This window comes from Candidatus Tiamatella incendiivivens (genome assembly GCA_015522635.1).
In the GTDB taxonomy this organism is placed as follows: Archaea; Thermoproteota; Thermoprotei_A; order Sulfolobales; family Acidilobaceae; genus Tiamatella; species Tiamatella incendiivivens.
The window spans coordinates 351,311-375,248 of sequence record WALW01000019.1 but is presented as its reverse complement, the minus strand read 5'-3'; the positions used below and the strand labels follow the sequence as shown (position 1 = coordinate 375,248).

At 39.6% G+C, this 23,938-nt stretch carries 26 protein-coding genes and 1 tRNA gene; 15 read left to right on the top strand and 12 right to left on the bottom strand.

What is annotated here, in order from left to right; all coding sequences use genetic code 11:
- The first annotated feature begins 76 nt into the window (after nucleotides 1-76).
- Nucleotides 77-925 (top strand): Mrp/NBP35 family ATP-binding protein, encoded by an 849-nt coding sequence (locus tag F7B60_05415; GenBank protein MCE4614946.1) that lies wholly within the window; start codon nucleotides 77-79, stop codon nucleotides 923-925.
- Nucleotides 926-928: 3 nt separating this feature from the next.
- On the opposite strand, the gene F7B60_05410 is transcribed toward F7B60_05415, so the two are convergent.
- From F7B60_05410 to radA, 7 genes are all read right to left on the bottom strand, one after another.
- Nucleotides 929-1,192, bottom strand: a complete 264-nt coding sequence (locus F7B60_05410; protein ID MCE4614945.1) for a 50S ribosomal protein L23 — start codon at nucleotides 1,190-1,192, stop codon at nucleotides 929-931.
- A complete protein-coding gene (gene rpl4p / locus F7B60_05405) occupies nucleotides 1,192-2,010 on the bottom strand; it encodes a 50S ribosomal protein L4 (GenBank protein MCE4614944.1) in 819 nt (272 codons plus the stop codon). Before rpl4p ends, F7B60_05410 begins: the two co-directional genes overlap by 1 nt.
- Before the next feature lie 20 nt (nucleotides 2,011-2,030).
- Nucleotides 2,031-3,068, bottom strand: coding sequence for a 50S ribosomal protein L3 (locus F7B60_05400; GenBank protein MCE4614943.1), 1,038 nt, complete (start codon nucleotides 3,066-3,068; stop codon nucleotides 2,031-2,033).
- Nucleotides 3,069-3,151: 83 nt separating this feature from the next.
- Complete coding sequence (locus F7B60_05395; GenBank protein ID MCE4614942.1) at nucleotides 3,152-4,150, bottom strand: DHHA1 domain-containing protein; 999 nt, start codon at nucleotides 4,148-4,150, stop codon at nucleotides 3,152-3,154.
- A 5-nt stretch (nucleotides 4,151-4,155) separates the two neighbouring features.
- Complete coding sequence (locus F7B60_05390; protein ID MCE4614941.1) at nucleotides 4,156-4,701, bottom strand: HIT domain-containing protein; 546 nt, start codon at nucleotides 4,699-4,701, stop codon at nucleotides 4,156-4,158.
- Nucleotides 4,694-5,449 (bottom strand): prepilin peptidase, encoded by a 756-nt coding sequence (locus F7B60_05385; protein MCE4614940.1) that lies wholly within the window; start codon nucleotides 5,447-5,449, stop codon nucleotides 4,694-4,696. The genes F7B60_05390 and F7B60_05385 overlap by 8 nt, the downstream gene beginning before the upstream one ends.
- Before the next feature lie 425 nt (nucleotides 5,450-5,874).
- Nucleotides 5,875-6,861, bottom strand: coding sequence for a DNA repair and recombination protein RadA (radA, locus tag F7B60_05380; GenBank protein ID MCE4614939.1), 987 nt, complete (start codon nucleotides 6,859-6,861; stop codon nucleotides 5,875-5,877).
- A 145-nt stretch (nucleotides 6,862-7,006) separates the two neighbouring features.
- On the opposite strand from radA, the gene F7B60_05375 reads away from it, so the two are divergent.
- From F7B60_05375 to F7B60_05310, 14 genes are all read left to right on the top strand, one after another.
- Nucleotides 7,007-8,284: a hypothetical protein gene (locus F7B60_05375; protein MCE4614938.1), complete on the top strand. Its 1,278-nt coding sequence runs from the start codon at nucleotides 7,007-7,009 to the stop codon at nucleotides 8,282-8,284.
- Nucleotides 8,285-8,774: 490 nt separating this feature from the next.
- The gene (glmS, locus tag F7B60_05370; GenBank protein ID MCE4614937.1) at nucleotides 8,775-10,625 is read left to right on the top strand and encodes a glutamine--fructose-6-phosphate transaminase (isomerizing); all 1,851 of its coding nucleotides are present in this window, start codon (nucleotides 8,775-8,777) and stop codon (nucleotides 10,623-10,625) included.
- Between the two features lie 9 nt (nucleotides 10,626-10,634).
- Entirely contained in the window at nucleotides 10,635-11,780 is a 1,146-nt protein-coding gene (locus F7B60_05365; protein MCE4614936.1) for an NDP-sugar synthase, read from the top strand.
- A gap of 196 nt (nucleotides 11,781-11,976) precedes the next feature.
- Nucleotides 11,977-13,743 (top strand): DUF4910 domain-containing protein, encoded by a 1,767-nt coding sequence (locus F7B60_05360; GenBank protein ID MCE4614935.1) that lies wholly within the window; start codon nucleotides 11,977-11,979, stop codon nucleotides 13,741-13,743.
- Between the two features lies 1 nt (nucleotide 13,744).
- Nucleotides 13,745-14,080 (top strand): methionine--tRNA ligase subunit beta, encoded by a 336-nt coding sequence (gene metG / locus F7B60_05355; protein MCE4614934.1) that lies wholly within the window; start codon nucleotides 13,745-13,747, stop codon nucleotides 14,078-14,080.
- 86 nt (nucleotides 14,081-14,166) lie between these two features.
- Complete coding sequence (secY, locus tag F7B60_05350; protein MCE4614933.1) at nucleotides 14,167-15,555, top strand: preprotein translocase subunit SecY; 1,389 nt, start codon at nucleotides 14,167-14,169, stop codon at nucleotides 15,553-15,555.
- Nucleotides 15,555-16,169 (top strand): adenylate kinase, encoded by a 615-nt coding sequence (locus tag F7B60_05345; protein MCE4614932.1) that lies wholly within the window; start codon nucleotides 15,555-15,557, stop codon nucleotides 16,167-16,169. Before secY ends, F7B60_05345 begins: the two co-directional genes overlap by 1 nt.
- Before the next feature lie 25 nt (nucleotides 16,170-16,194).
- Entirely contained in the window at nucleotides 16,195-16,626 is a 432-nt protein-coding gene (locus F7B60_05340) for a hypothetical protein (GenBank protein ID MCE4614931.1), read from the top strand.
- Nucleotides 16,627-16,691: 65 nt separating this feature from the next.
- Nucleotides 16,692-16,967, top strand: a complete 276-nt coding sequence (locus F7B60_05335) for a 50S ribosomal protein L34e (GenBank protein ID MCE4614930.1) — start codon at nucleotides 16,692-16,694, stop codon at nucleotides 16,965-16,967.
- Nucleotides 16,910-17,506, top strand: coding sequence for an AAA family ATPase (locus F7B60_05330; GenBank protein ID MCE4614929.1), 597 nt, complete (start codon nucleotides 16,910-16,912; stop codon nucleotides 17,504-17,506). The genes F7B60_05335 and F7B60_05330 overlap by 58 nt, the downstream gene beginning before the upstream one ends.
- Before the next feature lie 37 nt (nucleotides 17,507-17,543).
- Nucleotides 17,544-17,834, top strand: a complete 291-nt coding sequence (locus F7B60_05325) for a 50S ribosomal protein L14e (GenBank protein ID MCE4614928.1) — start codon at nucleotides 17,544-17,546, stop codon at nucleotides 17,832-17,834.
- Between the two features lie 122 nt (nucleotides 17,835-17,956).
- A complete protein-coding gene (locus F7B60_05320) occupies nucleotides 17,957-18,223 on the top strand; it encodes a tRNA pseudouridine synthase A (protein MCE4614927.1) in 267 nt (88 codons plus the stop codon).
- Between the two features lie 24 nt (nucleotides 18,224-18,247).
- Nucleotides 18,248-19,021, top strand: coding sequence for an RNA-guided pseudouridylation complex pseudouridine synthase subunit Cbf5 (locus F7B60_05315; protein ID MCE4614926.1), 774 nt, complete (start codon nucleotides 18,248-18,250; stop codon nucleotides 19,019-19,021).
- Nucleotides 19,022-19,065: 44 nt separating this feature from the next.
- Nucleotides 19,066-19,152 (top strand) — tRNA-Ser (locus tag F7B60_05310).
- Between the two features lie 29 nt (nucleotides 19,153-19,181).
- Here F7B60_05310 and F7B60_05305 read toward each other — a convergent pair.
- Genes F7B60_05305 through fni form a run of 5 tightly spaced genes read right to left on the bottom strand, consistent with a single transcriptional unit; the run spans nucleotide 19,182 to nucleotide 23,927 of the window.
- Entirely contained in the window at nucleotides 19,182-19,634 is a 453-nt protein-coding gene (locus F7B60_05305; GenBank protein MCE4614925.1) for a phosphate-starvation-inducible PsiE family protein, read from the bottom strand.
- A complete protein-coding gene (locus F7B60_05300) occupies nucleotides 19,627-21,345 on the bottom strand; it encodes a glutamate--tRNA ligase (GenBank protein MCE4614924.1) in 1,719 nt (572 codons plus the stop codon). The genes F7B60_05305 and F7B60_05300 overlap by 8 nt, the downstream gene beginning before the upstream one ends.
- A complete protein-coding gene (locus tag F7B60_05295; protein MCE4614923.1) occupies nucleotides 21,314-21,790 on the bottom strand; it encodes a DUF2118 domain-containing protein in 477 nt (158 codons plus the stop codon). Before F7B60_05295 ends, F7B60_05300 begins: the two co-directional genes overlap by 32 nt.
- Nucleotides 21,790-22,788 (bottom strand): polyprenyl synthetase family protein, encoded by a 999-nt coding sequence (locus F7B60_05290; GenBank protein ID MCE4614922.1) that lies wholly within the window; start codon nucleotides 22,786-22,788, stop codon nucleotides 21,790-21,792. Before F7B60_05290 ends, F7B60_05295 begins: the two co-directional genes overlap by 1 nt.
- Nucleotides 22,779-23,927: a type 2 isopentenyl-diphosphate Delta-isomerase gene (gene fni / locus F7B60_05285; GenBank protein MCE4614921.1), complete on the bottom strand. Its 1,149-nt coding sequence runs from the start codon at nucleotides 23,925-23,927 to the stop codon at nucleotides 22,779-22,781. Before fni ends, F7B60_05290 begins: the two co-directional genes overlap by 10 nt.
- Nucleotides 23,928-23,938 lie beyond the last annotated feature (11 nt).

Sequence of the window (23,938 nt, the reverse complement as noted above, 5' to 3'; positions counted from 1 at the left end):
TCCACGATTCTGATATAATCAATATTACATTATTATATAGTCTAATTGTAAACCCCGTTGAACAGGGGATGCTAGAATGGTGGCTCAAAGCTATAAGGAAATGGCTCAAAGAATGAAGCAAATTCAGGAGCAACAGAAGAAAGTAGTTGAGAAAATGAAGCAGATCAAGTACAAGATTGCAGTTCTTAGTGGAAAAGGAGGAGTTGGAAAATCTTTCGTTACAGCTAGCTTAGCCTCGGCACTTGCTTCGCAGGGCGTTAAAGTAGGTGTTTTCGACGCGGATGTCCACGGCCCGTCAATCCCCACAATGCTAGGGTTAAAGGAAGGTATAGGGTTGACTGCAGATGAACAAGGAATACATCCAGCTGTTGGTGCACTGGGTATTAAGGTAGTTTCGGTAGGTTTACTTATACCAAGCGATAGCACACCAGTTATCTGGAGAGGTCCACTGAAGACGGGTGCAATAAGGCAGTTACTGGCTGAAGTCAACTGGGGTGATCTTGACTATTTACTAATAGATCTCCCCCCAGGAACAGGAGATGAGCAATTAACTATTGCACAGTTGATACCCAGCCTTACAGGAACAGTTATTGTCACTATCCCCTCAGAAGTTTCCAGAGTAGTTGTAAAGAAAGCTATTTCATTCACTAACAGATTAAACATTTCAGTAATTGGAATAATAGAGAACATGACATACTTCGAGTGCCCAGATGGTACGAAGCATTACATCTTTGGAAAAGGTGCAGCCGATTCACTTGCAAAGGAGTTCAATATTAGATACCTAGGTGGAATACCTATAGATTCAAAAATTAGAGAAAGCAACGACAGGGGGAAAGTGTTCTTCCTAGAATATCCAGACTCCCCAGCGACTATAGCATTCTTAGAGGTTGCCAAGAAAATTAGAGACACCATCGAATTAAAATGAGAATTAGACTATGCCTAGCCTCGAAGCTAGTTCTGATGCATCGAATTCGGGGGAAATTCTTACATACGCTTTCTTTTCTCCCTTTGCCGTTATAAGAATTCTAACATTTGCCACATTTACCTGGTAAAGTTTCTCGACAGCATATTTAACCTCGTTTCTGGTAGCATTTCTAGAGACTATCAATGTAATTGTGTTCTCTTTTTCTATTAGATTCGAGGCCTTCTCAGTACTTACCGGTGCAATTATTATCTTAAGCGGATCCTTCATCATATTACACCCCCAAATCTATGAGTTAACTGTTTTAGAGCTGCCTTAGATATTACTGTTAATCGGCCTGGTACAGCTCCTGGAGCTAGTTGCAGAACATTCACAGTCCATCCTGTCGAAATATCTATTCCAGGGAAGTTTCTAGCAGCTTTTGCTAAGGGCTTACTCGTGCTAGACAGCAATAATAGAATGCTTTTCCTTTCCTTGTATTTCCTCCCACGCCTCTTACCCTTTCCAGCTCTGATCCTAATACTATTAGATGACTTTACAATATCCTCATACACCCCTATTTTCTGGAATAACTCTATTGCATCTTTCATTTTAATGACTTCATCTTCTAGAGAAGCCGGAATAATTATCGGAAGATTATCTAGCTCGAATATATGTCCTCTCTCCCGAACCATAGATGGTACAGCTGTAGCAGATAATGCGCTTATTGTACCAAGAACGCGCTCCTTCTTATTGACCCTCTCTCGAATTATTTTCTCAACCCTAGGAGGATGAGCTAAGTGACCACCGACTGTCATATTTACAAAAGCAGCCCTCGAAGTCCCCTTAAGCCTTGGAACTCTCGAAACACCACGATTAATCCCCCAACTCTCTGCTGTGGTTCTTTTACCAGCTAAGAGATCCCTGCCCTGCGGTTGGAGTCTAGCGGTGAACTCAGCGTAATATACTCTTTTTATCAAGTCTTTTCTTACAGGAAAACTAAAAATAGTTGGTAGATGATATTTTTTCAATTCGCTGCTTTCAGCACTATATGAAACGCCGTTAAGACCGGTGGATGCATATGAAGTTAACCCTGTTTTAAATTTCATTGCCTTACACCTCCATTAATTCAGTTACCTTGTTTGGATGAAAGACTGAAATATGTTACAACAGGCTTTATATCGTCAAGCTTGCCTATCCAAGCAGGTGGTCTTACAGGGTATCTTAGCACTACAGGTCTCTTAACGCTTCCAGGTATTGTACCTTGCAATGCGATGAAATCCGTCTTCACCAGCCCATAGTTAACGAACCCACCGCTTGGAGTTATTTCAAAACCATTTTCACCTAACAATAGGATTCTCTTGTTATACTCTGTTCTTCTGTGGAAGCCTAATTGACCCGCTTGCGGTGTCTCGCTCCACGTCCCTCTTCCATGGCTTCTAGAACCTGATTTTCTACTTCCTTTCCTATGTTTATGCCATCTTGGCAGCTCTTTTACACCAAACCGCTTTATCATACCTTGAAACCCCTTTCCTTTAGTAATAGAGATAACGTCTATGAAGCTACCGGCGCTAAACACTTCAAATACCCTTATTTCCTTGCCTACGATACTCTTTGTATAGTCAAGAACGCTTGAGATATCACTTCCACCTACTTTAAATTCAATTAAATCTGGTTTCTTTTTTTCAAGGCCACCAACCAGTTTGGGTTGCGACGCTATTATGACTCGTATCTCAGCCTCGTTTTTACCAGAGATTTTGTCTTCTATCTCTTTCATTTTCTTATCGAGATCAAAGGTTCCTAGAGTTTTAATTTTTCTATGAAGATTTAATTCCTCAGGAGGAGGAGTCCAAGCTTCACCAACAACTTTCAGGCCTACATTAGGATCAAAGACGTATGCTCTAATAGCTAAGGGGATCATAGGCGGGGTCTCTACGATTGAAACGGGGGTGAATACTTCCATACCATGTGTAGGTGAACCTTTTCTTTGGTCAACAATAAAAGCATGCGTCATTCCAGCCTTGTATCCGAGGAAACCTAATATAGTAGGTTTCTCTAGTTCTACCATAGGCCAACTCTTTATTCTAGGAATTATACCTGAAGCTCGTTTACGCGGTCTTACTCCCAAACTCCCTCTTCTCGGAGCGTGATGTTTACGTGCACCCATTGTCAGCAGCCTCCTCTAATCCTAATACACACTCTTTATACTCCTCAAAAACCATACAGTCTTTATTAAGGTTAAAAACTATTCTATTGGACGTCGCAGGCTTGGCTGCTCTCAGCTATTTTCAGGATTTTACGTCCAATTCTCCTCAGGAACAATCTGGGATAGAAATTGAAGAGTAAAACGTCAATCGTAGAGAGATCTATTTTTGCTCCAGCCGCACGAGAGTGGCCTCCTCCACCTAAGGCTAGAGCTACCTTTTGCACATCAACCTTCCTACTTCTTAAAGATAGTGATCCATTGCTTTTCGCTATACATGCCATGTCAACGTTAAAGCGTGAGAGAACATACGCCCCGACAAAACTATTTGTAGGCGGCCCCCTGTTCTTTACTGTTAAACCAAGGCAACAATTTTTGCTACACATTCTAACTAATCCTTTATCAAGCTTAGAGTAGTTCTTTAGTTCCACGTTAACGTAGTCTTCTAAGAGTTCTTCAAGTTCGTTATCCCATATCTTTTGATCTGTAAATTTCCGGAGAACCATGTTCCTACGAATTTCACCTTGACTGCCATTTAATGTGACTATTCTGAATAACCTCGGTGCTAAATAGTGATCCCATTTCCATAGGTCAGCAGCACAAACAGAATACACTAGCTCTTCTACTGTTTTCTTTATTTCCCCGTTAATCCATATTTCCGGTTTTGCGTATCTAGCGACGACACCAGTCGCGCATGTTGAAGTATCTACATGTAAATCTATTCTTAGCTTTGTGAATTCATTAATCCATTTATCAGACCATTTATGATGATCGTACCATTCTATTGTAGCGTTTCTCTCAAGCACCTTTCTTAGAACGTCCCTTAGTTCCACATATATTTTGGGATTTATACCTATATCGGAAACTACTACCCTGTCCTGTTTTTCAATATATGGTATATAATCCATCATTCTTTGGTGAATATTATATGGTTCACTGTATGTTACCGAGATACCTGAGTCTCCTAGTCTTTTGCCTTTGAGAATCAAGTAAACCGCAGCGCTTCCAACCCCATCTAAGTCTGTATGAGTAAATAAATACATCATTTGAGCTAGCATCCTCTCATTTCTTTCTTAACTTTCTTCATTTCCTCTTCAACAAAGGGTTTTATTTGACTATATGTTTCATCTAGGCCTTGAGGTATAACCTTTACTCCTCCTATGACTGGTATGAAATTGGAATCTCCAATCCATCTAGGAACAACATGTACGTGGACGTGTTCTTGTATCCCTGCACCAGCGGCTCGTCCTATATTGACACCGATATTAAATCCGTCTGGATTAAATGCATCTCGTAACGCTTTGACCGCATGTTTTATCGTCAACGACAATTCAAGGAGTTCACAACGATCCAAATCCTCTATGCTTGGAACATGTCTATAGGGAACAATCATGAGATGGCCTGTATTATAGGGGTACTTGTTTAGTATTATATAGACTCTAGCACCTCTATATAGGATTAAATTTTTCTTGTCATCGGACTCCTTAACGACTCTGCAGAGTATACACTCACTTAGCTTCCCTTCTTCATTCTCAACTGTTTCTTTAATATACTTCATCCTCCAAGGAGCCCAAAGTATTTCCCTTTTTTCAGCCACCGAGACCACCAAATAAGATTTGCAGTGGTATATCGCTAATTATTATGCTTAGCAAGTACCCTATCAAGATGAATATTATAAATGGAATGCCAGGTGTAACCCAAATAATGCTATTTTCATCTATAACGTTTTCATTTAAAAGACTATTGATACTTTGCCTATGATCATCAGGTTCCTCTTCTACGTGGAATGAATATCTAGTGACTAGCTTTCCATTCGTATACGTGGTCAATGGAAACCAGTACCCGTTATCCCTTATATACTCTTTCGCTCTTTTAGGTATGCCTAGGAAGCAAAGGATGAACCCCTTTTCCTGTTTATGGATAATTTTTCTTCTATTCGCTGACACGACATTATAAAGACAGAAGTATACCGGGATGAGTGCAGAGGCTACAGCAGCATATACTACTGTCATAAAGGTTGACGGGATTAACTCAAATGAATTAAGTGACCTGGGAGTCGAAACTGTTATAAAGATTATTGCATAAAGATCCGCTCCACCCATATAACCGAGCAGGTAAAATAAACCAACAAGTCCTATGGCGAATAATGAAAATACTAGGTAGGTTTCTAAGTTAACTCCAATAAACCCTAGCCTGTACATTAACACGGACAAGATTATGCCAGTGATACTTGTATAAACCCAATAACTGGGCTCGATCTCTCTTTTACGGTAATCCCAGTAGGAAGCAATTAATAAAACCAGCAATACATAAAGATCCCTTATCAATAATCCGTAACGCATCATAGGTGATCCAGCCCGTTAGCCCGTAATCCGGACAAGTGTAAGGAGATATGCCAATATATATGTAGGGCGATTTCTCATAAAAATAGTATTCAGCAAGAATATCATACAAGAAACATAAGAGTCTTAGAGAAGAAGCTCTCACCTAGTACTGTTACAATAGATGATAGCCTGGTATTTTACTGGGTTGTCGAGGATAAATGGATACAGCTTGCATACTGTGTAGGCTGATAATGAATACAATATTGGGGAAAAGATGACACGTTTTTGATTACATTAGTGGTATGAATATCCTATTGAAAAAGGCTCACGTTGAAAAAGGCTCACGGAGTTGTTGACGGGAGGATAATATGGGAAAGCGTATGGATGAGAACCTGGTATTCATTTAAATCAAGAGATTATTGCTGGACTACTTGCAATAGTTTAGGTTAATCAGGGTCTCTGATGCCCCATTCAGTTATCGAGAACACAGTCTCCCCCTCGGGAAGGTGTGGTGCATCTACTATTCTTGCTATTCGTTTATTGCCTCTGCTCCGTTTAAGTTGAACTCTAACTCCTGGGGCATGATATAATACGTGGCCTCCAACAGCTTGTGTTGGATCTCCATAGAAGACGTCCGGCCTTGACATTACTTGGTTAGTTATGACAACAGCGATATTGTATACTTCCGCAAGTCTTACTAGCTGATGGAGATGTTTATTAAGCTTCTGCTGTCTAGCAGCAAGGTTCTCCCTGCCAGGATACTCGGCTCTGAAGTGGCTTGTAACAGAGTCTAATACCACAAGCTTTATATCTTCCTCATTTACAAACTCGAAGAGCTTGCCGACAACTTCTATCTGGTGATTACTGTTTATGGCTCTTATCCAGTAGATATCACCCATAATCTCATCAGGGTCGAGGCCTAATCCCTTTGCCATAGCTTCTATTCTCTCCCATCTAAATGTGCCTTCTGTATCTATGTAAACTGCTTTACCCCTCAATCCTCCCTTATCTTCGGGTAATTGTACGTTTACAGATAGCTGATGGCATATCTGGGTTTTACCGCTACCGTATTCGCCGAAAACTTCTGTAAGCATCCTAGTCTCTATTCCTCCGCCAAGTAATTCGTCAAGGTTCTTACTTGAGGTAGTTATTTTACGGGTATTTATTCTCTCCCGCTTCAATTCGAGAGCTGTCTTGAAAGTTATGTTCAAAGCTTGGCGTGCAGCTGATATTATTTTTTGAGCGGTAGCTATAGGGATACCCGTATCGACGCTTAATTCTTCCGGTGTAACTACGGCTATTGCCTGAAGCGTAGTATACCCAGCATCCTTTAGTTTGGAAAGAGTGGTGGATCCTACTCCGGGTAGTTTACTTATACTGTCTAAACTATGCTCCTCTGCTGCTTCCTCATTTATCTTTTCTTCCTTTACCAAAACAAGAACCACCTTGGTCTTCATCCTAAAAACTATGATTTGGCTGAGAAAGGTATTAAACATGAATTCTATCTGTTGTCATATAGAGGGTCCGGTAACTGAAACTATAAAGCGAAGTAAAAAAATATTCCGATAGGTGTTAAAAATGAAGGTTCAGATCATTCATGCCAAAGAGTTCTGGTTTAAATCAAACGAGCCCGCAACGAAGATCAGAGAGCTGCCTGTATCACTAGAGGAACCTATTAGGAATGCCTTGGTCATATTTGTGAGTATAGAGGAAAATGACAAGGCCTTACTTGATGAGATAAAAAAAGCGTTTACTAGTGATGTCATTAAACTTATAGATTCGCTTAAACCCGGTACAATCGTATTATATCCTTATGCACATCTATCAGATAAACTAGCTCCGCCCTCGATAGCTATTTCAATAATGAAGGAGCTGGAAAGTTCTATGAAAAGCTTTCCAGGAGATATTAACGTAAAAATTATTAGAGCACCTTTTGGATGGTATAAAGAATTTTACATATACTGTTACGGCCATCCAGTAAGTGAGCTATCAAGGCGATATGAGCGTTCGGATATGAGAAACATACCTGAAAGAGAATGTTATCCGCTAAGGAAGATAATTGAATCGCTGAATCTGAAACCAGTATTCAAAGAGGTCTATAAAAGATGGGGGTACTTCGATAAGACTGGGATATTTCCCGTTCAATTAAACGCGTTGGTTGCTAGAATTCAATCACTGTTCAACGCATCTCTTAGAATATATTCAACTCATCTATGTAATATTAATGAAATCCTGCAAGAGAAAATGGAACCTCCGGGTTTGATAACAAATGCAAACGGAAACCTACTGTTATTCTTTTCTAAAAGCGATTTAGACATTGTTTCTACGGGTTTATTCGAAAAACCAGTCTTTATATCAGGGAATAAACTATACGTAGAGAGTGAGGAAATAGGTGTTTGCACGAATTCTCTTTGTATAACATATCCGGTGGAAATAGTTTTAGCGAAAAGGGTATACATAGCAATAAAAGAATCTGAATTTTCAGAAAACCCGCCTTCACTGGAATGCTGGCTTTCCCCTGTAAACATATACATAGCAACAGCGACAGGAGGTATTGAAGAAGTAGATTACGCGGGGAAAATAGCAGCCTTCCTAGACACATACAGCAATTTGCGGATATACCTAGATGAAAGAAGGGTAAGATTAGGTAGAAAGTTAAGAGATGCCGGCCAGCTATGGAGCAACTACACAATAATAATCGGCAAAAGTGACATTGGTAGAGAAACATTAGCTATCCGGGATAGAAGAGAAGGCATCCAATTTTCGATAGGTTTATCCGAGCTAGAAACCGTGCTAAACAAGTTAATAAAACCTTGCAGACCTGGGATTGGTTACATTAAAAAGATAACCAGCTAATCGATCCGTTTTACAACAAGGTGAAATGTATTTTTCTTACAAAACGTGCAATAATGGTAGATCTTGCCCATCTCATTTAAATTAAAACTAACATCAAGTTTCCATTCCCTTCCACATTCTGTGCATCTTAATATCCAGCTAGTCAATGCAACTCACCGTGTTTCCTAGAGGATTCCCCGGTTTTTAAGTTTCTTGCATACAACGCGAAGAACTATTCTGATTTCCTTCGATATATTTTTGATTAATAGAATTATGTTTAAGAAACAGATTTCATTATATTTTAAAGATAAATTATGTAATGAAGAATTAGGGGGCAATGACGCGTTTACCCTAGTTATCTGTTTAACTAGGGTTCTGACGATCCCAGATGAGTTAGGGCCAAAGCTAAGAGCCCCCATAAAAACTAGTACAACTAAATAAATATCGCAAAACACCAATCCATAATAGCGTTGAAAAATCATACATCATTACCAAGCGGGGGTATATTAATATGTGTGGTATTGTAGGGATAGCGGCAAAGCAAAAGAATATGCTGAGGGATAAAACAATAGGTAAGACCCTGACTAAACTTCTGAAAATGCTTGAATATCGTGGCTATGATAGCGTAGGCATCGCCGTGATATCTAATGGGGACATTATTATTAGAAAGGCACGAGGCAAAATTGATGAAGTTTCCAACAAGCTAAATTTTAGTGAAATCGACGGTCTAACCGGGATAGGCCATACAAGATGGGCGACACATGGACCTCCTAGCGACGAGAATGCTCATCCCCATACTGATTGCAAAGGCATTATTGCCATAGTTCATAATGGGATCATAAAGAATTTCTATGTTATCAAGAAAGGCCTACAAGAGAAAGGCCATTTATTCAAGAGTGAAACAGATACTGAGGTTATAGCACACCTTATTGAAGAAAAGATAAGGGAAGCTGATGGTAAGCGATTCATTGATATCTTGGGAGAAACTCTAGGAGAAATTGAGGGAAGCTATGCCTTCGCTATTATCTATAAAGAGGAACCTGTTAGGATATACTTTGCTAAAAAATTAAGTCCATTGATTATTGGCGTAGGATCAGGAGTCAATTTAGTTGCTAGTGATATTCCTGCAGTTCTAAGCTATACAAATCACATCATTCCACTTAGAGATGGAGAATATGGATGGATATCACCTAGTGAAATAATGATAAAGCGTGCAAATGGATTCATAGATTATACAACCAGAATAAAAACAATAGATTGGAATATTGAAAACATCTCTAAGGCTGGGTATCCTCATTTTATGCTTAAAGAGATTTACGAGCAACCACTAGCATTGAGAGAAACATTCTTCGGATTACAATCTGATCCAAGTATAGAAAGAGTCATCGAACATCTAGTTAACTCAGAGAAAATCTACATTACCGGGGCTGGAACAAGTTTCCATGCTGGTCTGGTTTTCAAATACTTTCTCTCAAAACTAGGTGGGAGAGCTTCGATTCCCTTCATATCGTCTGAGTATACTCAGATTTCAGAAGAGGTAGGGGACAAGGATATACTTGTAGCTATTAGCCAAAGCGGAGAAACGATTGACACATTAACAGCTGTCAGATCATTTAGAATAAGCGGTGGAAAAATAATATCAGTATCAAACGTGCTTGAAAGTGCCATTCCTAGAGAAAGCGATTATGCTATTTACATGAGAGCCGGGCCTGAGATAGGTGTAGCTGCAACGAAAACCTATCTAACGCAAGTCCTATCACTAACCTACATAGCCGTACAGTATGCCCATATAGTAGGAAGACTAACAGATAGCGAGTCCAGTGAATATCTGAGCATTCTTTCAAAGGCCTCGGAAATAGCCGAGTCATCTATCAGAATAAGCGAACCATTAGTAAAGATGTACGCAAAAGACCTGGCGAATAGTCGGAGTATGTATATACTCGGAAGAGGATTGGGGGCTATATTAGCTTTAGAAGCAGCATTAAAAGTGAAGGAGATTGATTATATTCACGCTGAAGCCTATCCTGCAGGCGAAAGCAAGCACGGACCGATTGCCCTAGTCGAACCTGGATTTCCCATACTCTTCGTCTTTACAATAAACCATTGGAAAGAATTGATAGGCAATATCAAGGAAATGCATGCAAGGAAAGGCGTAATCTACGTTTCAACCCCCACGGCTGATATAATTAGAACCAATATGCCAGAAGCCAGAATTTTGAATATACCATCATATGAAAACGAAATACTTGAACCCTATGCTCACACTCCTGCCTATCAATTACTCTCCTATTATATCTCCGTGGAAAAAGGATACGATCCTGATAAACCCCGGAATTTAGCTAAAACAGTTACTGTAGAATAGGTGAGGAAAATGTACGGAATCATACTTGCAGGTGGATATGGTAAAAGGCTTATGCCTCTAACAAAAAGTAAAAGAAAACCATTCATAGAACTTCTAGGAAAACCTCTGTTCCAATATACCTTAGATTACCTTCACAAAGCTGGAATAACTAATTTACTAACAATTGGAAGATCGGGTGATCAATTCCATGCTCCTTACGACTTGAGGATAAAAACAATTACACAGGAAGGATCCGGGGAAGACGATGCTATTAAAAGAGCTCATTCATTTATAAGAGAAGAGAAGCTCACAGGTCCCTATGTCATAGCATTCACAGGGTTCGTATCAACTCCACCGGACATTGTTAGATACGCTCTACAGTACTACTACGAGTCTAACTACCCTAATACCATTGTGGTAACACCGATAGTGTCCGGATTAGAAACTTATGGTGAAGTAATAATAAGCGGAGATAGAGCTGAGGGATTCAAAAAGGAACCAGGGAAACCCGGATACGTATTCGCCGGTATACTAATATTGAACGAACAAGGGCTGGAATCCATAATTGATAAAGGCTTTACCGTCGGTTTAAACCATTTAGCTAAAAACGGCAAGCTAGGAGCATACATATGGAGCGGCGAGTGGATAGAGATAGGCTATCCATGGGATCTCCTAGAAGCGGGAACCGTTCTATTAAAACATGAGCTAAAAGATTCAATTAAAATCTCTAAGAATGCTAAAATATCACCCACCTCAGTGATTAAGGGTCCTGTACTTATAGAAGAAGACGTATTTATCGATGAAGAAGTTTACATACAAGGACCAGCATACATAGGGAAAGGAGCATTCATCGGTTTTTCAACGTACATAAGGCCTTACAGTATTATAGAAAGAGATACAATTGTAGGATCTAGAAATGAAGTGAAAAGATCAATAACCATGCAAAAAACAAGGACAGCCACAGGAGTCATAATAGCAGACACGATAATCGGAGAACAATGTGACATAAGAGAATACAGTATCTTCCAAAGCTCACACATTACGGATCTACCGCCTAGGATTAGAGATAAAGTATATTACCGTCATAAGAAACCCAAGCTTGGATCAATTATCTCTCCCGGATGCACGATAGGGCCCTTGGCCAAGATAAATCCCGGAGAGATAATTGACTGCTAGAATAGAACATTAATCTAGTCTGAATGGTCAGATGAGACAGGTGACATCATTACAGGCTTCAGTCCGTCTGGGCTCCTCATCCCGATTATAAGCTAAACTGTAAGAATATTATAATCTATTTTATCAGAAAGTAAATCCTAGTTGAATCATTGAATACACAAATACTTCATTATAACATACTTTTTTACGGTGAATAATGTTAGACGGAATCCGGATCCATAACCTTGTCAAGAGTATTAGCAATTACCATAGGATACCTGGTTCGCAAGGATATTTGGAAGCGTCTGATTTTGTCAGAGACTACATTCTCCAATTGAACTTAGATGTAGAAATGATATACCTAAAAGACACATCTTACTTCAAGAAACCGCCTTCATGGACTGTTAAAAGTGCTTGGATGAAATGGAATGCATCGAAGTGGAGTTATAATGATATTCCTACTTTGGTGGCAGCGTACTCTGAATCAACAGGCGGGGAAATCCTGGAAGGCCCTATAGTATTTGAAGAGAAGAAAAGATGCGGCGGGGAAAATGCTATTCTAGTTACCCACAAACACCCGTTAATTCTGTATAAACGATGTGGAGACCAGTTAAACAATCTCTCTGGCATAATTTATTATGTCAATGATAAAGCAAGAACAGGGAGCGGATTCCCGTATATTAGGATCCCACCGATTCTAGTGAATCAACTATCAGTCCCAGTAATAACCTCTTCCAGAATTCTGACCGAAAGACTCATCAAGAAGGAACCTGGAATTGAATTATTTATAGATTTGAAAAATGATGAGTATAAAATACCGGTAATAAAAACATTAATTCCCGGTAAGACCGAATCGTCTATACTTCTTATAGCTCATTTATGCCATCCTAAGCCTGGTGCAAATGATAACGCTAGTGGAGCAGCAACTCTCCTATGGCTTGCACAAAAATTTAGTGAAAAAATGAAAGAAACTTGGCAACCGTTTCATAACATAGTACTGGTATGGACACCAGAATATTTAGGTACAATTTATGCACTTGAAACAGGGTTTATCCCCTCTGAAAAATTTGTTTTTGCATTAAACTTAGATATGGTAGGTGGCGATCCGCGATTAAATGGTGGATCACTGAATCTCGTAGAATCCAGCCCCTCCTCTCCAGGTATTGAGGAAGCAGTTGTAAGTTACTTCTTAGAGAAAGAGGCTAATAGTAATAAGAGTTGGGGGGGTTCTACTGACCTGCCCTACGTTCCATTTAAGCCCAGAGTGCTATTCGAGTTCGGCAGTGATCATGATGTACTGGCATCCTATGGAATTCCCGCTATCATGATTAACCAGTGGCCAGACAAATACTACCACACAAATGAGGATGCCCCTGAGAAAATATCTCCTCAGATACTACAAATTGTAGGTCAAGCTTCATTACGATCACTACACTATATTTCAAGGCTTACCAGTGAAAAAGGAGACAGTTTGTCTAGGATGGTATGGAAATATCTACTCCATTCTCTAGACAATGTACTAGGATGGGAAAATAATTCCATAAGAAATGGAATAGAATCCATTAAACAGAGGTTCGATCTTATCAAAATGAAAACACTCGGTGATCCCTACCTAAGAAAACTCGTCGAGGAACAGTTTGATAGAATAAGTACACTCTTAACTTCTCTCATAAACATATTTACCTACTATGAGGAAACCACTTGTTTTGAAGGAGAACATTATAACGCAGTTTTGAAATATATACCAGAAAACTTTGTACTGAACTTGAATTATGAATCTGCGGAAAAATACTATGACCCCCTAACTAGGACGTTACTCATAGAGTTCTATCGGCTACTTGGAAATGGCTGGGATACCAATAGTATAGAAAGATATCTAAAAGGCTATTACGGAATCTCTGATAAGGAAGTGCTATGCACTATCAAACATTTTATTGAAGAGCTTCACAAGAAGAACCTTCTGAAGAACCTTGGTGGTGGTTAATATGCAAGATGTTATAGAATATTCTGATTTTGCAAAAATAGACTTAAGAGTAGGCAAAGTCGTTGAAGCAGAACCGGTACCGAACTCACGTAAACTCATAAGACTCATTGTCGATCTAGGCGAAGAGAAGAGGCAGATCCTTGCAGGGCTTGCAAGATGGTATAAGCCTGAGGATTTCCTTGGAAAGGAAGTAATAGTTACCGCTAACTTGAAGCCGAAAAGAATGGCAGGGCTAGTTAGTCAGGGAATGGTTTTAGCTGCTGGTTGTTCAGAGGAGTCTAAACCTATTCTTTTAACCGTAGAGGAGGACGTAAAACCCGGAGAAAAAATCTGCTAGGGGGATATGCTAGAATATCCTTTTTATTTCCGGTTAGATAGCGTTCAATGAATAGGCGGAAACGGATCACATAAGGTGGATGCTTAATGGGAATCGTAGCTGCTCTAGCTAAGATGGCCAATTACATACCAACAATATCGAAACCGGTTCAGAAACCCTCTCTATATAGAAGACTAGCTTGGACTGGCATAGTCCTTGTTATCTACTTGATCATGGCCAACACGCCTCTATTCGGTATAGCAAAACAAGGGCAGACGCAGATAGATTTACAGAGAATAATATTCGCATCAAAAGCTGGCACATTAATGGAACTAGGCATAGGTCCGATCGTAACTGCAGGACTTATCCTACAAGTATTGATAGGTGCTAAAATAATCGACATGGACCTTACAGACCCCGATGATAAGAGAACTTTCACAGCAGCGCAGAAAACACTTGCAGTTCTTTTCGGGATATTCGAAGCTAGTATGTATGTTTTAGGATGCAGATACTGGACTTTAGCTCCTGGAGCTGGGAACCCGCTTACTGGTTGTACGGCTTCATGGCTGGATAGGACTATTGTAATAATTGAACTCAGCTTAGCAACGTTTATAGTTATACTTATGGATGAAATGTTGCAAAAAGGCTGGGGTATAGGTAGCGCTATAAGCTTGTTCATTCTGGCTGGTGTGGCTGAGACTATGATGTGGAGCTTACTCGGCTTTGTACCAGGAACATCAAACTATTATGGGTTCATCCCGGCTTTGCTGAAAACACCTGTTATGGACTTAATAGTAAGGCCTAGAGGATTCCCAGATTTGACGGGGCTTATATTTACATTGGGTATAATATTACTCCTTGTGTATACACAATCTACACGTGTTGAGATCCCAATCACATCCCAGAGAATGAGAGGTATAAGGAGTAAAATCCCACTGCAATTCATGTATGTTACTAACATACCTGTCCTATTACTTGGAATTACTGTTGCAGACCTACAGTTACTTGGAAACCTTTCAATTAATCTACTTAATCCAGAGTCTATATGGAGTAAAATGCTTAGAGATACTGTCTACTATCTAAGTCCGCCCAGAGGAGTCCTTATGTCTTTAGCTGATCCGCTGAAAACAGTTGTATTCTCCGTATCCTGGATATTAATCTCAATTCTATTCGGTTTCATGTGGGTTGAAATAGCTGGGTTAAATCCTTCGCAGCAGGCCGAAAACCTTGTAAAGTCGGGTATGGAGATACCGGGTATGCGTAGGAATCCCAAGATAATTGAAAGGGTTTTAGCTAAATATATATATCCATTGACTCTACTTAGTTCTATCCTAGTCGGTGTCATAGCCGTTACAGCGGATATATTCGGTGCATATGGAAGTGGTACTGGAATACTGCTTGCAGTAGGTATAATATACCAGTACTATACTATGATCTCATATGAAAGAGCATTAGAAACATACCCATTGCTCCGCCGTATCCTGGGTGAAGAGTGATGAGGAACCCGTTTAGAGTTGCGATAATAACTGGGATACCTGGAGTGGGTAAAACTACTGTTCTACAACTCGTAGAGGAAAAAGCTAGAGATGAGGAAATGAATATCTTCATAGCAAACTATGGAACATACATGATTAAAACCGCCACAAAAGAAGGTATAGCGAAGGATAGAGACGAACTGAGAAAACTGAGGCTAAGAGATCAATTAGAGCTGCAGAAGTTGGCTGCAGAAAACATGATTGAAGATGCTGCAGAAAAACTAGAATCAAAATCGAAGGGTTATCTACTTATTGATACTCACAGCATAATCAAAACAATAGTAGGTTACTGGCCTGGACTCCCAAAGCATGTCACTGATGTATTCAAACCTGATCTTATAGTTCTAATTGAAGCAAACCCTAAGGTTATACATCAGAGGCAAGTTAAGGACATCACTAGAAAAAGAAGCGACTTCGGAGGACCTGAAGCGATTAGAGAACTAAGGGACTTCGCCCGATACTCAGCTATAGCTAGTGCAGTATTCTACGGCTCTGCTGTAGCAATAGTAGAGAACCCTGAAGGACATCCAGAAACAGCTGCTTCTAAGATAATGGAACTTCTACGGAATATATAGACAATTGTTTTCCGGTGTCTTCAATATGATTTCTTTTATAGTGTTTTTGACTGCTCTTATCTTTGCTTGGATTGCAATTCTATTCTCTAGGTCATTTATTAGAGAAGCTGATATAGAGCAAGCCTTGAATACCATAAGCGAATACAGGAAAACAGTAGAGGAAGCTGCGTCAAGACCTAGGGTCAAAAAGAAGCTTCGCATATTGTACAAGGAGTACAAGAAGGCAAGGAATTTTCTACTGTTTTCCAGCCTCAAGAAAATGGTTCTTCTAATAATAGCATACTCTATATCTTCAATGGTAATTATGGTGACGATTGGGACGACAATAATGAGTCCTATTTACGTTCCAGGCATTACAATAATAAGTAATGGATTATATTACGTTCCAAGCGTTTTTGTACACTTCCTAGGCTATATATATGCCTTTGTTCTTTTCAGAAAAGACCTAATAATTTAATATACCTAGAAATACCTAACTCTATTTTCACTGTGGTATGCCAGAATAGGCAAAGGTGAAAAACCATGCCTAGACTGGCGTATAGAAGCAGAAGGATTACGATCAGAATTCCAGGAGGAAATAATGTAACACACTATGAGAAAAAGAAGCCAAAGCTTGCTCATTGTGCTCTCTGCGGCAGACCACTACAGGGCATCCCGAAACTTAGAGTACCAGATTTAAGGAGGCTTTCGAAAACTAAGAAAAGACCGGGAAGAATATATGGTGGGTATATTTGCCACGAATGCCTAGCCGAATTACTGAGAAGGAAAATAAGGAAGGGAACAGAAATCCTATCATAGTCATAAGCGGGCCGCCTGGAAGTGGGAAAACGACATACGCCAAAAGACTCTCTTCTGATCTTTCTCTACCATATCATTCTGCAGGCCAAATTTTCCGTGAAATAGCAAAATCCAAAGGGATCAGCCTAATGGAACTCAGCCGAGTAGCCGAAAAGAATTCTTCAATAGACTTGATGATTGATAAAACAACCTTGGAAAAAGCAGTTAGCGAGGGAGGAGTTATTGAAGGCCATCTATCAGCGTTTGTCCTAGCAGACTTAGCTGATCTTTCCATATATATAAACGCCCCACTAGATACTAGAATAATGAGAATAACCGAGAGGGAAACCTGTGAATCTCTTGATATAATAAGAGAAACACTGGGCAGAGAGGAAAGCCAATACATGAGGTTTATGGCGTTATACGGTATTGACATCAATATTCTAGACAAGTTCGACCTTATTATAAACACCGAGAAACTAAGTATAGATGCAGTATACTCCATAATAGAGAAGACTGTGGAAAACATACTTGGAAAATTTAAAATGGGACAACAATGACAAACCCATTAACGCTATATGGCTATGGGTGATAAAGATGCCTGCAATAGAAATAGGGAGAATATGTATAAAAGTTAAAGGTAGAGAAGCCGGGAGAAAATGCGTTATCATAGATATAATAGACGAAAATTTCATTCTAATCTCAGGCCCTAAGAGCATATCTGGTGTAAGGCGGAGAAAAGCAAACGTGAACCATATTGAACCTACTGGCAAAAAAGTGGAAATAGAAAGAGGAGCTAGTGATGAGGAGATCGCTAAGGCTTTAGAAAACTCGGGGTTAACAGAGTTCATGAGAGAACCTGTGAAAATTGAGGTTAAATTAGTTTAATGAAAGATCTTACATAGTAAGCGAGCAATATGTCCTATTTCCCATAGGTTTTCTTGTCCTAGACTTGTCTTTATAATAACTAAGATATTAAACATAATAAAATGAATTATGAGGGATCAGAGTTGAAGGATAACGGGTGGGAGTTTATCGAAAGCATATCATCGTTTTGCAATAACAAAAGAGAATGGATCATTGTAAGAGAAGAAGAAACCGATTATTCTTATGGGAAGATTCCATCTGAGCGTAGCCTCGAAGAACGGTTTGATCTAGGGATTATAAACCTCGATAAACCGCCAGGCCCAACAAGCCATGAGGTAGTTGCATGGATAAAGAGAATGTTCGGGCTTAAGAAAGCCGGTCATGGCGGTACCCTAGAGGAAATAGTCTGAGGACGATTCCGGGGAAACCCCAAAGTGACCGGTGTACTCCCAGTAGCTCTAGCTAGTGCTACTAAGGTACTTGGGAATATAATTCATTCCTCTAAAACATACGTTTGCGTCATGCAACTTCATTCTCCTATCGCTGAGTCCGATTTAACTAGAGTTCTAAAAACGCTTGAAGGTAATATATATCAAAGGCCTCCTCTTAGGAGTTCAGTAAAAAGAACTGTCAGAATTAAACGTGTAAGCAAAATTGAGCTCCTAGAATATACGGGGAAGTATGCTCTCCTTGTAATCGATAGTGAAGCAGGAACTTATATGAGGAAGATTTGCCATGATGCCGGCCTTCTGCTTGGTGTAGGAGCACATATGAGAGAGCTACGGAGGATTAGGACAGGGCCATTTACAGAGGATAAAAAAATGTATAGGCTTCAAGAAGTCTCTGAAGCTCTTTATAGGTATAAAGAGGAAGGAAAGGACGATATGTTGAAAGAGATTATTCTCCCAGTCGAATATGCTGTCTGTCACATACCTAAAATTGTTACAAGAGATTCCGCGGTGGATAGCATAGCGCATGGAGCAGATCTAGCTGCACCAGGTATAGTTGCCTTTCAACCCTTTAAGAAGGGAGAAACCACAGCTCTCCTCACTCGTAAGGGGGAACTGGTAAGCATTGGTAAGGCTCTTATTGACTCTGAAAACCTTAAGGGAATGGATAAAGGTTTAGTCGTAAAATCTAAGCGTGTAGTGATGAAGCCAAAAGTTTATCCTAGTGTTTGGAAAAAGAGTGACACATTAAACAAATAATAAGATCTCCTACCTAATACGGGATTAATGGAAGTATACTGTATGCCGGGGTGCCCGAGCGGCCCAAGGGGCTGGCCTGGAGAGCCAGTGGGCGGAAGCCCGCGCGGGTTCAAATCCCGCCCCCGGCGCCATCGCATCATCCCACACTAAAATAGGTTTTTCAAGCATTAACCCGAACCCCCTCTATTTTAACGCGGAACCATTGAATTGAAATCCACGAGAATACTAGTATAATTATAATTACTCCATAAACCAGTATTCTAGCATTAGTAGGATTTCTTATTTCAATAGCTATAATTTCTCTAAGAACAGCCAATAGCGCAACTTCAATTACTATTGAAATAGGAAGAGTTCTCTTAATCACGGCAACCACTAGTGTCCTCAATAAGTCCAAAGCTAGGATAGAAAGTAGAATTACATCAAGTATCTCAAGGAACATTTGTTTATCGAATCCCTTATAGTAAAAGAAAATAGAAAGATAATCAAGAGTTTTAATGCCAGCTATGAGTAAAGTGATTATAAGCAATCCTGCAATGATTAATTCTATAGATGCAACAATACCTCTTAAAATTTTGTCTAAAAATGATCTCTCCTGTGTTCCTTGATTATTCATGTGAAAAAATCACCCTAACAAGCTCATCGGTAATTTTATCGACTCTCACAAACCCGTATCTAATGAATTGGAGTTTATCATCAACTTTATACTCTAAAATTCCTGGTTCAGAATATCCCTTCTGTACAAGAAATTCTAGGCCAGAAGGTTTGTAGACAGAGACATTTACTTTTTGGCTACATGGCACCCATTGAATTATAGGTATTTTATGTTCTCTAGCTACAGACATGTCGGAACCAATATACTTCAGTTCATCTTTACCGATAGCAAAATTCCCTAGTCCTAGAAGTCTAATCGCCTCTGAGCCCACATCACTCCTGTTAATACAAACCTTATCACCAGGTTGAACAGTGTACATTCTAACGTCTTTTAATGACGGATGCACAGGAACTCTCGATTTTAATGGAGTGTTAGATTCTACAGTAAATTCTATGGGCTCATAAACGAACATTATTCTATGGGCTTTTTCATCTAGCATTTTCCTGTTTATAGCAGCTAGGTTAGTATATGTTATTCTAGTATCAATGCCTTTTATACCGACTTCAAGTATTAATTGTTTTATTGCATCTGAGAGAATCCCCCTCCTTCTTAGGCCTCTTAATGTTCCAAATCTTGGGTCATCATATCCCCAGAACCTGTCAGGTTCTTTCCCTATCAATTCTCTTATCTTTGATTTACTCATTATGAACCCTTCGAAATGAACTCTTCCGAAATGAATGGCTGTGGGATACTCCCAACCCATATGTTTAAATAGAAACTTTTGTTTAGTAACGTTCTGCATGTGTTCTTTTCCTCTTAGTATGTGTGTAACCCCCATCAGATGGTCATCTACGGATACAGCGAAGTTATACGTTGGCCATGCAACATATTTGTCTCCGACAAGTGGATGGGGGAATTTGCCTGTATCTATTATTCTGAAAGCAACCCAATCCCTAACACTGATATCAGGATGGTTTAAATCAGTCTTAACTCTTAGAACCGCTTCTCCTTCTCCATAATAGCCTTTAATCATTTTTTCAAATTGCTCAAATTGCCAGGATAAAGGGTTTTTTCTAGTCGAACATCCTATACCTCCTTTTATAAGCTTCTTAGACTCCTCAAGTTTACATATATCAACATAAGCACCACCTTTCTCTATCAACTCTTTTGCTGTCTTATAAAATATGCTCATTCTCAGAGATTGAATATGCTCTTCGTCCCATTTCATGCCCAGCCATTTCAGGTCTTCTTTAATTAGGCCATAAACTGCTTTTATAGGCGTCTTAGTTCTAGGATCCGTATCTTCAAATCTAAGTATGAATCTCCCCTTATACTTTCTCGCATACTCATGGCTTAAGATCGCAGGCCTCGCATTACCTAGATGGATGACAAAGTCAGGGTTAGGAGCAAAGCGAGTAACAACCTTGCCCTCGACAGCGTTTGGAAGTGGTGGCAGTACCTCTTTTTTCCTTCTCTCAGGAGTAGTGACCAAGTCTTTGTACTGCTCAAACAATTTTGTCTGCTCTTCATACGTCATACTGTTAACTTTCTCTACTATACCGTTAACTATTTCTATTACATTCCTAGCTTTGTTTTTCAATCCTGGTTTTTCCTTAAATACCTTAGATATAACACTCTTTGTGACAGCCTTTCCTTCATAGTCCAATGCATTTTTCAATGCATATGCCCAAATGATCCTTTCAATTTCTTCTAAACCATTTAACTCTGTCACATTCTGCCACCGCCACTACATATACCTCTGGATTAGAAAGACTTATTGAACCTATAAAGACAATGACTCCATCCGAGTATGCTCTTATACTTCTTGACCCAGATTTACTGGTTATTATATGAGCTAGTATCTCTCCTTTCTTAATACTGTCACCTTCTCTCTTGACAAGGAAAACCTGTACAGCCGAAATCTCTATTAGAATCAGAGGTGCTCCTTTTGCAACTTTCAATACTTTACCCAACCAGGGTATTTCTAGGCAATAGTCTTCTTTAACACTTGAGCCATTAATGTCGATTACTTTTTCTAGTGAGTCCTCAATTATCGCATATCCGAATTCACTGGTTTTTTCCTGGCTAGTTTCATAGTATCCGTTTTTGACAGTACAAAATGGAGGATTCCTTGATCCCTTAACGAAAAGAGAAGGGTATTCATATACGACACCCACTATTTTTCCCTCTCAACAACGAACTTAGCGAACTCTATTAGAGCCTTTCTGGCATCTTCGTCTATAGCATTAGATTTCTCGACTATTTCTACGGCTTCCTTTGAAAACCTGTAAGCTAAGTTCAAAGCATACTCCTTTGCACCGGATTTTTCGATTAGGCTGGCGGCTTCTTTGAGTAGTTCTATGTTACTAGTCTTACTTTCAAGTATTTCTTTCAATCTTTTAGACTCGTCAAAATTAAGGTGTGACAAAGCATATAGTACCAGCACGGTCTTCTTAGCTCTAGATATATCGTTATATACAGGTTTACCCGTTATTGACAGATCTCCAAAGATTCCTAGAATATCATCTCTCAACTGGAATGCTATACCTACATTTTTCCCGTATGTTCTTGCGTCCATTACAATATAATCATCCTGTGTGACTGCAAGTGCACCCATGCCTGTTGCCGCTTCTATTAAGGCCCCAGTTTTCCTGTGAATCATATCCAGGTAATCCTCTAGTGTCACATCCCATCTATCTTCAAAACTTACATCTAATGCCTGTCCTTCAGCCACGATTCTAGAAGCTTGGGAGAGGAGGTGAACGGCTTTTACCTTGTTTTCGGGTTGGACATTTTCATTTCCAAGAGCATTTTCAAAGGAAATAGCGAATAATAGATCCCCTGCAAGTATAGCCATGTTCTCACCGAAAACGGTATGAACAGTTTTTACTCCTCTCCTATACTCGTCTTTATCCATAATATCATCATGTATAAGTGTGAAGTTGTGAACCAGTTCAACTGAAACCGCGAATGGAAGGGCCTTGACCTCACCATCTTCTCCTCCAAGCATTCTAGCGTATGTTAAAGTCAGTGCCGGTCTAACACGTTTACCTCCAGCAAGCAATAGGTGACGAGCTGCAATGTATACGTTTTCAGGAAACCCTCTTGCAATTTTATCGAGTTCAGATTTTATTATAGGCACATACTTCTCGATCAACCCCCTCATTACATCCATCCCGACGGCACCTTCAACTTATTATGGCATTTGATATGATTATAATAATGAGGGTCGAATCCTTTATCGGCTAACATCGATCTTAGTTCATTTGATTTTATTGTAAATCTCTTACATCTCAGCTCTACTATATTCATCGAGCCAGTTAGCAGAGTTCCCGCCTTGATCTGAAATATGATGTTCTCTAGGAAACTATCCAATCCATCTATTCCTTCCTTAATAAGTGCTCTTAAAACTGGAAGTGCAAATCCTCCTAAATCTCCTCCAATTACTATTGATTTAACCACATCCAAACCCGTTCTGATGCCTCCGCTAGAAATAATAGTGGACTCAGGTGCATGCCTCCTAGCCATTATCACAGAATATGCCGTGGGGTTTCCCCATACATCTCCATAACCATCAAGCCTTGCAACAAACTCCTTGTCCCCCCGGTATTCTGCTCTCAGTACCTCAACCTTAGCCCAGTTAGTTCCTCCCAAACCGGAAACGTCAAAGTATCTAACACCTAGATTGTACAGAACATTAATAACTGCCGGTGAAAGCCCTGCACCTGTCTCCTTTATTATAATTGGTACTGGACTCTCATCTAGTATTTCAACTATTTTAGATAATATTCCCTTAAAGTCGGTGTCTCCTTCCATTTGAAATATTTCTTGTAGAGGATTCAAGTGTATTGCTATTCCGTCAGCTTCAATCATCTGAACTGCATCTAGTATCTCCCTGATACCATAACCCTTAACTAACTGTGGGGCTCCAATATTAGCAACTAAAGGTATATCAGGCGCATGTTCCCGAGCTATGCTAAATGTCCATTCAAGCTCCTTGTGCTCAATAGCAGCTCTTTGACTTCCAACACCTAAAGCAATACCATACTTTTCTGCCTCAACAGCTAGATACTTATTTATTTCAGCAGTCTCTGGATGCCCACCAGTCATACCAGTTATAATTAGGGGGGCACTGATCTTTTTTCCTAGAAATCGAGTAGAAATATCAATCTCATCAATGTTAACTTCAGGTAAGGAGTTATGATCAATGAAAATGCTTTCTAGGAGGGTTGAGGCTTTGGACTCGACATTTCTATCAACAGTTACTTTTATATGATCAAGCTTTCTATTCTTGGTAGTTAACTCAAACTTCAACTTATTCCCTC

Bases quoted from the DNA above. Each gene is read 5' to 3' on its own strand.
- F7B60_05415 (MCE4614946.1), top strand. From the start codon at position 77: ATGGTGGCTCAAAGCTATAAGGAAATGGCTCAAAGAATGAAGCAAATT.
- F7B60_05325 (MCE4614928.1), top strand. From the start codon at position 17,544: ATGCCTGCAATAGAAATAGGGAGAATATGTATAAAAGTTAAAGGTAGA.
- F7B60_05400 (MCE4614943.1), bottom strand. From the start codon at position 3,068: ATGGGTGCACGTAAACATCACGCTCCGAGAAGAGGGAGTTTGGGAGTA.
- secY (MCE4614933.1), top strand. From the start codon at position 14,167: ATGGGAATCGTAGCTGCTCTAGCTAAGATGGCCAATTACATACCAACA.
- F7B60_05330 (MCE4614929.1), top strand. From the start codon at position 16,910: ATGCCTAGCCGAATTACTGAGAAGGAAAATAAGGAAGGGAACAGAAAT.
- F7B60_05290 (MCE4614922.1), bottom strand. From the start codon at position 22,788: ATGGATGTAATGAGGGGGTTGATCGAGAAGTATGTGCCTATAATAAAA.
- F7B60_05365 (MCE4614936.1), top strand. From the start codon at position 10,635: ATGTACGGAATCATACTTGCAGGTGGATATGGTAAAAGGCTTATGCCT.
- F7B60_05360 (MCE4614935.1), top strand. From the start codon at position 11,977: ATGTTAGACGGAATCCGGATCCATAACCTTGTCAAGAGTATTAGCAAT.
- F7B60_05395 (MCE4614942.1), bottom strand. From the start codon at position 4,150: ATGATGTATTTATTTACTCATACAGACTTAGATGGGGTTGGAAGCGCT.
- F7B60_05340 (MCE4614931.1), top strand. From the start codon at position 16,195: ATGATTTCTTTTATAGTGTTTTTGACTGCTCTTATCTTTGCTTGGATT.
- metG (MCE4614934.1), top strand. From the start codon at position 13,745: ATGCAAGATGTTATAGAATATTCTGATTTTGCAAAAATAGACTTAAGA.
- glmS (MCE4614937.1), top strand. From the start codon at position 8,775: ATGTGTGGTATTGTAGGGATAGCGGCAAAGCAAAAGAATATGCTGAGG.
- F7B60_05410 (MCE4614945.1), bottom strand. From the start codon at position 1,192: ATGAAGGATCCGCTTAAGATAATAATTGCACCGGTAAGTACTGAGAAG.
- F7B60_05335 (MCE4614930.1), top strand. From the start codon at position 16,692: ATGCCTAGACTGGCGTATAGAAGCAGAAGGATTACGATCAGAATTCCA.
- rpl4p (MCE4614944.1), bottom strand. From the start codon at position 2,010: ATGAAATTTAAAACAGGGTTAACTTCATATGCATCCACCGGTCTTAAC.
- F7B60_05385 (MCE4614940.1), bottom strand. From the start codon at position 5,449: ATGATGCGTTACGGATTATTGATAAGGGATCTTTATGTATTGCTGGTT.
- F7B60_05305 (MCE4614925.1), bottom strand. From the start codon at position 19,634: ATGAATAATCAAGGAACACAGGAGAGATCATTTTTAGACAAAATTTTA.
- F7B60_05345 (MCE4614932.1), top strand. From the start codon at position 15,555: ATGAGGAACCCGTTTAGAGTTGCGATAATAACTGGGATACCTGGAGTG.
- F7B60_05375 (MCE4614938.1), top strand. From the start codon at position 7,007: ATGAAGGTTCAGATCATTCATGCCAAAGAGTTCTGGTTTAAATCAAAC.